Consider the following 12308-nt stretch of genomic DNA (forward strand, 5'->3'; position numbering starts at 1 on the left):
TCAGCCGACCTCGGACTCCGGCCGCATCGGCGGGACGCCGGGGTCGCGTTCGATCGAAGAGATGCCGTCTTCTTTCGCGATCAGGCCCCAGCGGCTCGAGGTCAGCCGCAAGCTGGGCAGGTCGCTGAGGGAGAGCACCACTTCGTAGGTGCGTTCGTAGCCGGTGTGCGAGATCCGCCAGCGGCCGTCGTCGCAGCGGACGTAGCGGTCGGTGTAGAAGGCCGCGCCGCGCAGCAGCATGTTGTGGCCCGGAATGAGGACCGTGTCGGCGAGGTACCACGTGCCGGTCGCGGTGTCGCCGTCCACATCGATCTCCGGGTGGTCACAGCGGTGCTCGGTGATCACGTGCGGCCCGAGGGTGTTGCGCATGAACGCGATGAACGCCTCGCGCGATTCGAACTGCAGATATTCGCTGTAGGTCGCGGTCGCCTCGGGCACCATGGTGTCGGCGAAGTCTTCCCAGGATTTGGTGTCGAGGGTGCGCAGGTACCGGTACTTCAGCCGGGAGATCGCCGAGACGTCGTCCAGCTCCCGCTCGTCGCGGCCCCGGCCGGCCCGCGGATCGTCGCGCACCTGGCCGAAGTCGATGGTTCCCGCGTCGAAGGGCAGCCGGTCATCGGCGTCCGCATCCCCTTCAACGGCGCTGGTCGCCCGCCTGCCGCGGTTCGGACCCGCACCGACCGGGTCGAAATCTCGTTCCTCCGGCTCCGTGCCGGAATCGATGTCCACCCCGCCGCGCTCCTGACCGCCCGGGGGAAATCCCAGGTCGTCGCGCTGCGGCCCACCGGAGCCCGTGCCCCGGTCGTTACGCACTTGCCCAGCGATGCCCAAACCTGGGTCGCCGCGCCCCTGCCCGCCGGTTCGCTGATCCATACCCTCAACAATCCCATCCCGAGTGCCGGATTGGGAGGGTTGTATCAGATTGCTATCACGGCGAGCGGAACATTCCAGTCAAGATCAACTTCGGGGTCAACTTCCGATGGTGAAACAGGTACGGCAGAAGTCCTCGCCGAACTCGGTCAGCCGGAGACTCTTGCGGACGATCTTCGGCGCCCGGCCCGCCTTCTTCAGCGCCGCCTCCACCACGGGCTGCACCTCGAGCACCATGTACCGGCTCAGCACCACCGGATCGTCCGAGGTCAGCGTCAGCCCGAGGCGGTTGAGATTGATCAGGTAGGAACGCGCGCGGTCGGGGTAGCGCACGCCGGCCTGCTCGGGCACCGAGGTGAGATCGCCCTGCACCAGTTCCGAGCCGATCCCCAGCGGCCGGTTGGTGCGCACGTCGACCGACGGCTGCGGGCCGTTGAGCGCCATGAAGCGCAGGATGCGCGCCTCGTCGGGAGCGAGTTCGTCGAGGATGCGGTCGTAGGCCGGGTGCACGTCCTCGGTGAAGTAGACGTCGGCCGACCTGGCCAGCAGCGCGTCGCCGCGGCGGCGCAATTCCTCGGTGCTCGCCGAGCGCAGGTAGGGGCCGACGGTGAGCGGCTGCTGCGAGGTGGGGCCGTTGGAGGTCGGGACGTAGCTGACGATCTCCCGGACCGAACCTTCGGTGACGCCGAGCGCGCTGCGGGCGATGGAACGCAACGCGTTTCCGGTCCGCTCGGCGATCTCGGCCGAGGACTCCCCGTCCAGTGCGGCCTGGGTGATCTCCCTGGTGACCTCGTAGGTCGTGCCGACCGCCCATTGGCTTCCGCGCACGACGGTGCCCGCTGCCACTCCGGCCGCGCGGAACACGCCGCGAATCAGCCGTGCCTCATTGCTGATCTGCCGCTGTTCGACATCCGAACTGCGCTCGACGGCGCGGGAACCTGGCCGGGCCACGTCCTGTCCGGTCCTGTCGTCTGCCACGTTTTCTCCGATATCGCCGGGGGGAACGAATCCGCTCCACAGATTACTTCCCCTTGTGTCGCGGGTCATTCGCACCGCCTGACTCGGACAGTGCGACCGGCACGCGGCGCGCAATAGGGTTTCTTCGAGGAGGGGGTGCTAGTTTTGGGTGCCGGTGAGGCGGCGATCACCGGTGTATCGGCAGGAGGGTGTCGTGTTAGAGAGTGTTTTCGGAATCCACCCCACGATCCTCCTCGAGCTCGTGACCATACCGCTTTTCACCGGCGTGATCGGCTACATCACCAACTGGACCGGCGTGCTCATGCTGTTCAAGCCGGTCGCCTTCCACGGCGTCCGAGTTCCCGGCCTGCGCGCACTGTATCCATTCCTGCCCAAGCGAATTCAGGTCCTCCCGCTGCTCAGCTATGACGGCCGGTTCGGGTGGCAGGGCATCGTCCCGTCGCGCGCCGACAAGATGGCCAGCATCGCGGTCGACAAGGGCTTGGCCAAACTCGGCAGCGTAGCCGACTTCTACCGGGAGCTCGAGCCGGACAAGCTCGCCGAGCATCTCACCAGCATCGCCGACGCGCAGATCAAGGACATCGTCGAGGACATCCTGCGCCGCGAGCATCCTCAGCTCTGGTACAACCTGCCCGCCCAGGTGCGCGACATGGTGCATGCCAGGGTGCGCCAGCAGCTGCCGGAGATCCTGCGCGAGCTGACCGAGGAATTGGGCGCGAATATCGATCAGCTGCTCGATGTGAAGCAGATGGTGATCCGCTACTTCCAGGCCCGGCCGCATCTGCTCAACACGCTGTTCCAAGTGCTCGGCGCGAAGGAACTGCGATTCATGCAGAACTTCGGTTTCTACTTCGGCGCGCCGATGGGCGTGCTGCTGGTCGTCGTCCTGCATCTGACCGGCTGGTCCAGCCTGGTCGTGCTGCCGATCGGCGGCGTGATCATCGGCTGGGTGGTCAACTGGATCGGCATCAATATGATCTTCGCGCCCGCATATCCGAAGTGGTGGGTCCCGTGGCGGCAGGGCCTGCTGATCAAACGCAAGTCCGAAATCACCGACGGATACGCGGAATTGGTTTCCAGCCAGGTGATCACCGTGGCGAATATCGGCGACGAGTTGCTCAACGGCCCGCGCTCGGACCGCACCATGCAGATGCTGGAGGACACGCTGCGCCCGGCCGCCGACCGCGCGCTCGGCCCCGCGCGCCCGGCGGTCAAGTTCATGCTCGGCAGCCGTGAATACGACTCGCTGCAATCGACCTTCACCAACGAAGCCATGTCCATCGCGCCGATCGCGTTCGCCGACCCGGAGTTCAATGTCCGCCAGGGCAGGCAGATCAACGAATATATCGCCAGGCAGATGGCGATGTTGTCGCCGCCGGACTTCGTCGACATGCTTCGCGCGGCCATCAAGCAGGATGAATGGCTCCTTTTCGTCCATGGCGGCGTGCTGGGGCTCTTCGCCGGATACGCTCATATCCTGATCTTCGGAACGGGAGTGGCGACATCATGGCTGTAGCGAGTCCGGACGACGGCGATCCCGAGGCCGTCGAGCACCTCGACGCGACGGCGGCGAATGCCGGGCCATCGCAGGAGATCGCCCGGCGGCCGGCTTCGGACATCGCTCGCACCGACGAATTACCAAGACGGGTCACGGTTCCCGTGGCCACCGTGCGTGCCGCGACGGGCGTGGCACGGGTCGCGTGGACCGCCGTCACCGGGGTGACCTCCTGGGGAGTCGGCACCGCGGTCGACGTCACCTCGACCGTCGTGCGGCGCAGCATCGAGGGGGCGCCGCCGCGAGAAGTGCTGGCCGAGGCGGAGTCCGAAGTCCGTGACGCGATGCGCAAAGCGCTCGGCCTGACCGCGGCCGCGCAACCGCCGGCGCAGGACGCCGTACCGACGCTGCGCGAGCAGGGCGCCGCGCTGCTGCGGTTGTCGGCGAGCCCGCACGGCGAGGACGACAACCATCCGGCCTTCGCGGGCATGCTCGCCGAGCTGACTCCCGACGAGGCGCGCATCCTGCGTTTCCTGCATCTGGACGGGCCGCAGCCCTCGATCGACATCCGCACCGGACGCCCGCGCGCGCTCGGCTCCGAACGCCTCGGCTCGATGCTCACCCTGATCGGCGAGCACGCCGGCCTGCGCTTCCCCAACCGGATCCAGCAGTACCTGACCAACCTGCGCAGACTGGGACTTGTCGAGCACGCGCGCGAGCCGGTCGGCAATCCGAACCGGTATCAGCTGCTGGAGGCGCAGTCACCGGTGCGGGAGATGCTGAAGCGGTCCGGCTTCGGCACCAAGGTGATCTACCGCAGCGTGGTGCTGACCGACTTCGGCGCGGATTTCGTGCGCACCTGCCTGCCCGTGGTGGTGCAGGACGGACGCGCCTCGGGGCACTAGGGTTCCCACCCGCGCAGCGCCAGCTCGGCCACCCGCTCCAGTTCGGCCCGGCTCGCGCCGTCCCGCGCCGCTTGCGACATTCCCTGCATCACCGTGCCGACATAGCGGGCCAGCGTGCGCGCGTCCAGGTGAGGCGACAGCACGCCCGCGTCGATGTCGGCCTGGATGCGCTCGGCGAACGCGTCGATGTTCCGATTGCGCATGTCGCGCAGGAAATCGGCGATCTCGGCGCTCGTGGTATTGACGCCCGCGCTGATCACCAGACAGCCGTGCGGGCACTCCGGCCGGGTGTACTCGGCCGCGGCCTCGCGCAGGATGCGCCGGACCGCCGCGTCGGCGGTGCCCTCCTCGGCGAGCGCCCGCGTGACGAATCCGCCGTAGCGCGCGCCGAATTTCGCGACGACCTCGGCGAACAACGTCTTCTTGTCCCCGAACGCCGCGTACAGGCTGGGCGCACCGATACCCATCGCCGCGGTCAGGTCGCCGATCGAGGTGGCCTCGTACCCGCGTTCCCAGAACAGCCGCATGGCCTTCTCCAGCGCCGCGTCCCGGTCGAAGGATCGGGGCCGTCCACGGGTCGTGGTACTCATGCCGCCATTCTATAGCGGTCACTAGATAATGTGGTACCTTTCTTTCTGTAGTGACCGCTAGAGAAAGGAGCCTGCGATGGGCGCACTGACGGGCAAGACGGCACTGGTGACCGGGAGCAGCCGGGGTATCGGCCGGGCGATAGCCGAACGACTGGCTCGCGACGGCGCACGGGTGGCGGTTCACTACAACAGCGATGAGCAGGCGGCGAAGGCGACCGTGGCCGCGATCGAGGCATCGGGCGGCGCGGCGTTCGCGATTCGCGCCGGACTGGGCGTTCCCGGTGACGCAGAGGCACTGTGGGCGGCCTTCGACGCGCATGCCGACGGCCTGGACATCCTGGTGAACAACGCGGGCACCGACGGCGTCCGGGAGCCGATCGGCGGAACCGACGAAGCGGCGTTCGACCGGGTCTTCGCGGTCAACGCCAAGGCACCCTTCTTCATCACCCGTCTCGGCCTGGATCGGTTGCGGCCGGGCGGGCGGATCGTCAACATCTCCACCGGCCTGACCCACGGCGCGTACATGCCGCAGCTGATCGCCTACACCATGACCAAGGGCGCGATCGACAGTTTCACCAGCGTGCTCGCCAAGGAGGTCGGGGCACGCGGCATCACCGTGAACGCGGTGGCGCCGGGCATCATCGATACCGACATGAACGCGAACTGGCTGCGCAACGCCGAAAGCCAGGCGGCGGTGGCGGCGATGTCCCCGCTGCAACGAGTGGGGCAGCCCGCCGACGTGGCCGACGTGGTCGGGTTCCTCGCCTCCGACGAGGCGCGCTGGGTGACCGGCCAGTGGATCGACGCCACCGGCGGCGGACTGCTGTAACGGCCCGGGGATTACCCCGCCGCCGGTTCCTTTTCGCGACGCCCGCTACGGAACGGCATCGTCCGGCCGCTCCCATTAGGCTTGAGCACCGTGCTGTCAGTTGTGCCGAGTCCCGTCACCGTGCGGGCGCCGTCGAAGGTGAACCTCCATCTCGGAGTGGGCGACCTGCGTGCCGACGGCTACCACGACCTGACCACGGTGTTCCAAGCACTGTCCCTGAGCGACGATCTGGAGATCTCCCCGTCGGGTTCGCTGGCCGTCCGGGTCACCGGAGAGGGCGCCGCGGACGTGCCGACCGACCGGACGAATCTGGTCTGGAAGGCGGCTGTCCGGCTCGCGCACCTCGGCGGCCGCGCTCCCCTGGTGGAAATCGCCATCGCCAAAGGCATTCCGGTAGCCGGAGGCATGGCGGGCGGGAGCGCCGATGCCGCCGCCGCGCTGGTCGGGCTGAACGAGCTGTGGGACCTGGGATTGTCCAGGGAGGAACTGAGCGCGGTGGCGGCCGAACTCGGCAGCGATGTGCCGTTCGCCCTGCACGGCGGCACCGCGCTGGGCACCGGCCGCGGGGAGCGCCTGCTGCCGGTGCTGTCGCGCAATACCTTTCACTGGGTGCTCGCCTTCGCCAAAGGCGGCCTGTCCACGCCCGCGGTCTTCGCCGAACTCGACCGGTTGCGCGAGCACGGCGACCCGCCTCGGCTCGGCGAGCCGCAGCAGCTGATGCAAGCGCTGGCCTCCGGCGACGCGCACCAGCTCGCGCCCTTGCTCGGCAACGATCTCCAGGCGGCGGCGGTGTCGCTGAAGCCGGAACTGCGCCGCACGCTGCGGGCTGGCGTCGCGGCGGGCGCGCTGGCCGGGCTGGTGTCCGGCTCCGGGCCCACGTGCGCGTTCCTCTGCGAGAGCGAGGAATCGGCGATCTCGGTGGCCGCCGAACTGGCGGGCGCGGGCGTCTGCCGCAGCGTGCGGACGGCCAGTGGACCGGTGCCGGGTGCGCGCATCCTCAGCGCCGACCCGTCCGGGAAGCACTGACCGGCAGCGCTTCGCCGATAAACGAGGGCGACCGGCAGCGCCGCGAGGACAACCGCGCCCGGCGCGACGGAGGCATCCAGTCCTCGGCGGCGGCACGAATGCGCGTTGCTCAGGGCAGCGCGTCGGCGAGCCGATCGACCTGATCGGCATCGCGCCCGTAGCAGTAGAACATCACCTCGTCCGCGCCCAGATCGCCGAATTCGGCGATGGTGGCGCGGATCTGCGCGGGCGTGGTGAGCAACCCGGCGAGGATGCCCTCGGTGTAATCGCTGAACCCGTAGTAGGCGCCCATCGACGCGCGGGCGTCCTCGATGACGTGATCCGGGCCGAGGGCCACGTTGACCTGGGCGACGATCCTCGGCTCACCCGATCGGCCGTGGTCGCTCCAGGAACGGCGCACGGTGTCGAAGAGGTTGCCCGCCCAGGAGGGCGGCGCGGCGGCGAGGAATCCGCCGCCCCACCGCCCGACGCGTTCGAGCGCGGCGGGCCGGAAACCACCGAACAGGATTTCGGGCCCTTCCGGGCGCAGCGGCGCGGGGCCGATCGGCCCGCACTCGTCGCTGTACGCCTCCCCCGCCCACAGGCGGCGCAGAAGCGCGAGTTGCTCGTCGAGGCGGCGGCCGCGGGTGCGCAGGTCGGTGCCCGAGGCGAGGTGGTCGTCCGCGCGGCCGCCGACACCGAGGCCGAGCACCAGCCGTCCGCCGGTCATCCGGTCGAGCGTGGCGGCCTGCTTGGCGAGCAGCACCGGATCGCGCAGCGGCGCGAGCAGCACCTCGGTCTGCACCTTCACGCGGCTCGTCGCGCCGGCGATCGTGGCCAGCGCGATCAGCGGTTCGGGGTTGTCGTAGACCAGCCGGTCGAGCAGGCCGAGGGTGCGGAACGGGCCCGCGTCGGCGCGCCGGGCCCAGTCGAGCAGGGCGGTGGGATCGGAAATGGGCAGGCCGAGGCCGACGTGCATGGAATTCCTCCAGAAGAGCGATGCGGAATGGGACGGGTGCCGCCCGCCGACACCTCGAGGCGAGGTGGGCGTCCCACTCTGCGGCTGTACTTCTGGGGAACGCCGGATCGGTTACATGGAACGAACAGTGTTCGTTCGCCGATCAATCTAAACGAACATCGTTCGTCCCGCAAGCTCTCTCGCTGCTCGCCGGGCGAACGGACGCCCCGCCCCGGTCGGTACGCTGGCCCGGGGCCCACGACCGCGACAGGCAGGTCTCATCGGACCGCCCCCGCAAGACACGGAAGGATCCATGTCCAACCTGATCAATCTCGAACAGGTCCACAAGAGCTTCGGGATCAAGCCGCTGCTGGACAACGTCTCGCTCGGCGTGCACGCGGGCGAACGGATCGGAGTCGTCGGCCTCAACGGCGGCGGCAAGACCACCCTGCTCGAGGTGCTCACCGGTATCGAGGAACCGGACAGCGGCCGGGTCAGCCGCCTCGGCGGCCTGCGCATGGCGGTGGTGACCCAGCGCGGCGTGCTGCCCCCGGGGGCGACGGTCGGTTCGGTGGTGCTGGCCGGGCTGGCCGACGACGCCATGACCGACGAGGTCGCCGAACACGAGTGGGCCGCCGACCCGCGCATCCGCTCGGTGATGGAAGGCATCGGCATCGCCGATCTCGGCTTGGACACCTCGGTGGACAATCTCTCCGGCGGCGAGCGCCGCCGGGTCGCGCTCGCCGCCGCGCTGGTGCGCGAACTCGACCTGCTGGTGCTCGACGAGCCGACCAACCACCTGGACGTGGAGGGCGTGCAGTGGCTGGCCGCGCATCTGCTCGGCCGCCGCAGCGCGCTCGTCGTGGTGACCCACGACCGCTGGTTCCTCGACACCGTCGCCACCAATACCTGGGAGGTGGTCGGCGGGAAGGTCGAGAGCTACGAGGGCGGTTACGGCGATTGGATCTTCGCCCGCGCCGAGCGCGCCCGCCAGGCGGACGCGTCCGAGGCCCGGCGGCGCAATCTGGCCCGCAAGGAATTGGCCTGGCTGCGGCGCGGCCCGCAAGCGCGCACCTCCAAGCCACGCTATCGGGTCGAGGCCGCCGAGGCCCTGATCGCCGACGTGCCGCCGCCGCGCGACAGCGTCTCGCTGGCGGCCTTCGCGCGCAAACGCCTCGGCCGCGTCGTCGTCGAACTGGAGGACGCCACGCTCACCACCCCGGACGGCCGGGAACTGGTGCGTGACCTGACCTGGCGGCTGGCGCCCGGCGAGCGCGTCGGCCTGGTCGGCGTCAACGGCTCGGGCAAGACGACGTTGCTGCGCGCTTTGGCCGGAGACACCGGCGCGATCTGGGCCGGGGGTAAGCGCGTACAGGGCCAGACCGTCCAGATCGGCTGGCTGCGCCAGGAACTCGACGACCTGCCCACCGGCCTGCGGGTACTGGAGGCGGTGCAGCAGGTCGCACAGCGAATCATGCTGGGCGACAAGGAGGTCTCCGCCGGCCAGCTGGCCGAGCGACTCGGCTTCACCCCCGCCCGCCAGCGCACCCCGGTCGGCGACCTGTCCGGCGGCGAGCGGCGGCGCCTGCAACTGACCCGCATCCTCATGTCCGAGCCGAACGTGCTGCTGCTCGACGAGCCGACCAACGACCTGGACATCGACACCCTGCAACAACTGGAGGACCTGCTCGACAACTGGGCGGGCACGCTGGTCGTGATCAGCCACGACCGGTATCTCATCGAGCGGATCTGCGACTCGACCTGGGCGCTGTTCGGCGACGGCAAGCTCACGAACCTGCCCGGGGGCATCGGGGAGTACCTCACCAGGCGCGCGGCCATCACGGCGAGCCGGAGCCGCGCCGCCGCGCCGGAGGCCAAGCCCGCCGACGCACCGGCCACCGACTCCGCCACCTACCGCGCGGCCCGCAAGGAACTGACCAGGCTGGAACGCGCCATCGACAAGCTCTCCGAACGCGAGCAGCGCTTGCACTCGGCGCTCGCCGACGCGGCCACCGAGCCGGACAAGCTGGTCACCTTGGGCGCGGAACTCAAGCAGGTGCTCGCGGAGAAGGAGACGGCCGAAGAGCGCTGGCTGGAACTGGCCGACGGCGTGTGAGGCTGCGGCACCCTTGCGGACTAATACCCATAGGGGGTATCTTTCGGAGGCCGGGGTACCCCCCGGCCGTATGAGAATCTGGATGCGAAGGAGTCGGACATGCCCACCACCACCTACACCGTCACGGGGATGACCTGCGGGCACTGCGTCAGCTCCGTCAAGACCGAGATCGGCAAGATCGACGGCGTGACCAGTGTGGATGTGGATCTCGCCAGCGGCGCCGTCCGCGTCGACAGCACCGCGCCGATCGCCGACGCCGACATCGTCGCCGCGGTGGACGAAGCGGGCTACGAAGTCGCCGTCTGATCCGGACGTTTGCGTGGCTCCTCGCTCCGGCCGATGCCGGTACGAGGAGCCACTGCCCTGTGCGCAGTACTACGCCTGGGCCGCCAGGCGGACGAAGGCGGCGGTGTCCAGGGTTTCGCCGCGGGCGGCGGGGGCGATGCCCGCGGCGAGCAGCCGACGTTCGGCTTCGGCGGGCGAGCCCGCCCAGCCGGCGAGCGCGGCGCGGAGGGTCTTGCGGCGCTGCGCGAACGCGGCGTCGACGACCGCGAACACGCGGCGGCGATGCTCGGCGTCCATCGGCCATGGGGGCTGGGCGTAGCGGTCGATCCGGACCAGCCCCGACTCGACTCGCGGAACCGGCCAGAACACCTGGGTGCCCACCGCCCCCGCACGCCGGACCGTCCCGAAGAAGCCCGCTTTCACACTGGGCACGCCGTAGGTGCGACTGCCGGGATCGGCGGCGAGCCGATCGGCCACTTCCGCCTGCACCATCACCAAAGCCACTGCGATGCCGGGCAATTCGGCGAGCAGATGCAGCAGTACGGGTACCGCCACGTTGTACGGGAGATTGGCCACCAGCGCGGTGGGCGCTACAGGCAGATCCGCGGCGGTGACGCGCAGCGCGTCCGCCTCGACCACCGACAGGCGCGCCGCCAGATCCGGCGCCCGGTCCGCGGCCGTAATCGGAAGGTGGCGCGCCAGCACGGGATCGATTTCGACCGCGACCACCGAGTCCACCACGTCCAGCAGCGCGAGGGTCAACGAACCGAGACCGGGCCCGACCTCCAGCACCACGTCCCCGCGCCCCACCCCGGCGGCCGCGACGATCCGCCGCACCGTGTTGGCGTCGTGGACGAAGTTCTGCCCGAGTTGCTTGGTCGGCCGCACCCCCAGCCGCTCGGCGAGCACCCGCACTTCGGCGGGGCCGAGCAGCGCCGCACTTCCACGAGCGGAGATTTCAGGTTCGGACACCTCGAGAATCTATCAACCGCGCCGCGAGGCGTCCGGTGAGCGTCAGCTGATACCGAGCCGGCCGGTGCAGGCGGGCCAAGCGCCCCAGCCCTGCCGCTGGCGAGTGATCTCGGCGATGGCGATCTGCTCTTCCCTGGTGGCCATGTCGGCGCGGGGGGCGTAGCGCAGTCCGCCCTGTCGCTCCCAGGTGCCCTGGTCGAACTGCACACCGCCGTAGTAGCCGTTGCCGGTGTTGATCGACCAGTTGCCGGTCGACTCGCAGCGGGCCAGCGCGTCCCAGATCGCGCCGTCGCGCACCGGGGGCACCTCGGTGCCCGGCTTGGCGCCCTTGCGGACGGTCTTCGGCTGCGCCGCCACGGTCACCGTGGAACCGACCGCCTGACGGTCCACTTCCTGACCGTTGACCATGGTGACCGCGAACGTGACGTCCTGGACGCCGGGAGCGCCGGGGGACTCCACCACCGTGCGGCTCATGTTCATGGTCGGGTCCTCGATGACGTTCTCCGGCGGGTCCAGCGGCAGCGTCTCGGTGTGCTGTTCGACCCGCTTGCGTGTCACGGTGACGCGCAAGCCGTTCGTCACCGGAGTGGACGCGGCCGGTTCGACGGAATCCTGCTCGATCAGCGGGATGCCCGCCACCTCGAGGAATTTGCCGACAGTGGGGGCGGCGGCGCGCACGTCCACCGGGTTTCCGATGCCGTCGACCAGCGAGACCACGCGCGGGGTGGCGATCATGAGCGTGGCGCCCTGCAGCGGGAGCCGCTCGTCGCGGGCGGGCGAGACGTACACCTCTTTCGAGATCTTCAACTGCTCGAGCGCCTCCCCCGCGGTCACGCCGGTGGTCCAGACCCGCTGCGTCATCCCGTCGACGGACAGATCCACCTCGCGGGCGCGGTTGAGCGTGATGGTCGCGCCGTCGCCGATGTGCGCGGCCAGGGCCGGCGCCACCTTGTCCCGATCGGTCACGGCGAAGCCCGCGGCCTTCAGCACACCGCGCACGTCGCGCGACATGGTGGTCTGGAAGAGCTTCTCGCCGTCCACGACGACGGTCACCGTCTTGCGATTCACGATCGCGAGACCGGCGCCGACGATCAGCGTCAGCAGCAGCGCGCCGACCGCGATGTGCAGCAGCGGCGAACGCGACTGGTTGATCCGCGTGAAGGGGGACATGGTCACAGCACGATAACGAGGGGTTCGGGCGCCGACAACAGCAAGCTCAGGAACAGCGCCTTTTCAATATCACGATCAAATATCGACCCCGCAGGTAAATCACGAAACGGAACGTCGAAAGTGACATAGGACACA

The 12308-nt window shown here is 69.4% G+C and carries 13 protein-coding genes; 6 read left to right on the forward strand and 7 right to left on the reverse strand.

The genetic code is table 11. The features are described 5' to 3' along the window. Positions 1–528 carry a nuclear transport factor 2 family protein gene (locus NA8_RS23890; protein ID WP_157106885.1) on the reverse strand — a complete coding sequence of 176 codons (528 nt, stop codon included), beginning with the start codon at positions 526–528 and terminating at the stop codon, positions 1–3. A gap of 441 nt (positions 529–969) precedes the next feature. Next, the gene (locus tag NA8_RS35280) at positions 970–1848 is read right to left on the reverse strand and encodes an Abi-alpha family protein (protein ID WP_084467046.1); all 879 of its coding nucleotides are present in this window, start codon (positions 1846–1848) and stop codon (positions 970–972) included. A gap of 193 nt (positions 1849–2041) precedes the next feature. On the opposite strand from NA8_RS35280, the gene NA8_RS23900 reads away from it, so the two are divergent. Continuing rightward, positions 2042–3364, forward strand: coding sequence for a DUF445 domain-containing protein (locus tag NA8_RS23900; protein WP_084467055.1), 1323 nt, complete (start codon positions 2042–2044; stop codon positions 3362–3364). Beyond that, positions 3355–4248 (forward strand): Abi-alpha family protein, encoded by an 894-nt coding sequence (locus NA8_RS23905; RefSeq protein WP_063052589.1) that lies wholly within the window; start codon positions 3355–3357, stop codon positions 4246–4248. Before NA8_RS23900 ends, NA8_RS23905 begins: the two co-directional genes overlap by 10 nt. Here NA8_RS23905 and NA8_RS23910 read toward each other — a convergent pair. Further along, complete coding sequence (locus NA8_RS23910) at positions 4245–4838, reverse strand: TetR/AcrR family transcriptional regulator (RefSeq protein ID WP_063052590.1); 594 nt, start codon at positions 4836–4838, stop codon at positions 4245–4247. The genes NA8_RS23905 and NA8_RS23910 overlap by 4 nt on opposite strands. Before the next feature lie 76 nt (positions 4839–4914). On the opposite strand from NA8_RS23910, the gene NA8_RS23915 reads away from it, so the two are divergent. After that, on the forward strand, positions 4915–5667 hold the full coding sequence (locus tag NA8_RS23915) for an SDR family oxidoreductase (protein ID WP_063052591.1): 753 nt from the start codon (positions 4915–4917) through the stop codon (positions 5665–5667). Between the two features lie 90 nt (positions 5668–5757). Beyond that, positions 5758–6693, forward strand: a complete 936-nt coding sequence (locus NA8_RS23920) for a 4-(cytidine 5'-diphospho)-2-C-methyl-D-erythritol kinase (RefSeq protein ID WP_063052630.1) — start codon at positions 5758–5760, stop codon at positions 6691–6693. 109 nt (positions 6694–6802) lie between these two features. Here the strand turns inward: NA8_RS23920 and NA8_RS23925 are convergent, their stop codons facing one another. Then, the gene (locus NA8_RS23925) at positions 6803–7651 is read right to left on the reverse strand and encodes an LLM class flavin-dependent oxidoreductase (RefSeq protein WP_063052592.1); all 849 of its coding nucleotides are present in this window, start codon (positions 7649–7651) and stop codon (positions 6803–6805) included. 292 nt (positions 7652–7943) lie between these two features. Between NA8_RS23925 and NA8_RS23930 the strand changes: the two genes are divergently transcribed. Together NA8_RS23930 and NA8_RS23935 are read left to right on the forward strand one after the other, a co-directional pair. After that, complete coding sequence (locus NA8_RS23930) at positions 7944–9746, forward strand: ABC-F family ATP-binding cassette domain-containing protein (protein ID WP_063052593.1); 1803 nt, start codon at positions 7944–7946, stop codon at positions 9744–9746. Between the two features lie 99 nt (positions 9747–9845). Continuing rightward, entirely contained in the window at positions 9846–10052 is a 207-nt protein-coding gene (locus NA8_RS23935) for a heavy-metal-associated domain-containing protein (RefSeq protein ID WP_063052594.1), read from the forward strand. Between the two features lie 69 nt (positions 10053–10121). Here the strand turns inward: NA8_RS23935 and rsmA are convergent, their stop codons facing one another. Genes rsmA through NA8_RS35585 form a run of 3 tightly spaced genes read right to left on the reverse strand, consistent with a single transcriptional unit; the run spans position 10122 to position 12307 of the window. Next, positions 10122–11003: a 16S rRNA (adenine(1518)-N(6)/adenine(1519)-N(6))-dimethyltransferase RsmA gene (gene rsmA / locus NA8_RS23940; RefSeq protein WP_063052595.1), complete on the reverse strand. Its 882-nt coding sequence runs from the start codon at positions 11001–11003 to the stop codon at positions 10122–10124. A gap of 42 nt (positions 11004–11045) precedes the next feature. Continuing rightward, positions 11046–12173, reverse strand: coding sequence for a resuscitation-promoting factor (locus tag NA8_RS35580; RefSeq protein ID WP_063052596.1), 1128 nt, complete (start codon positions 12171–12173; stop codon positions 11046–11048). Between the two features lie 2 nt (positions 12174–12175). Beyond that, a complete protein-coding gene (locus tag NA8_RS35585; protein WP_281199171.1) occupies positions 12176–12307 on the reverse strand; it encodes a hypothetical protein in 132 nt (43 codons plus the stop codon). Between the last annotated feature and the right edge of the window lies 1 nt (position 12308).

It is taken from the genome of Nocardia arthritidis NBRC 100137, from assembly GCF_001612765.1.
GTDB lineage: Bacteria > Actinomycetota > Actinomycetes > Mycobacteriales > Mycobacteriaceae > Nocardia > Nocardia arthritidis.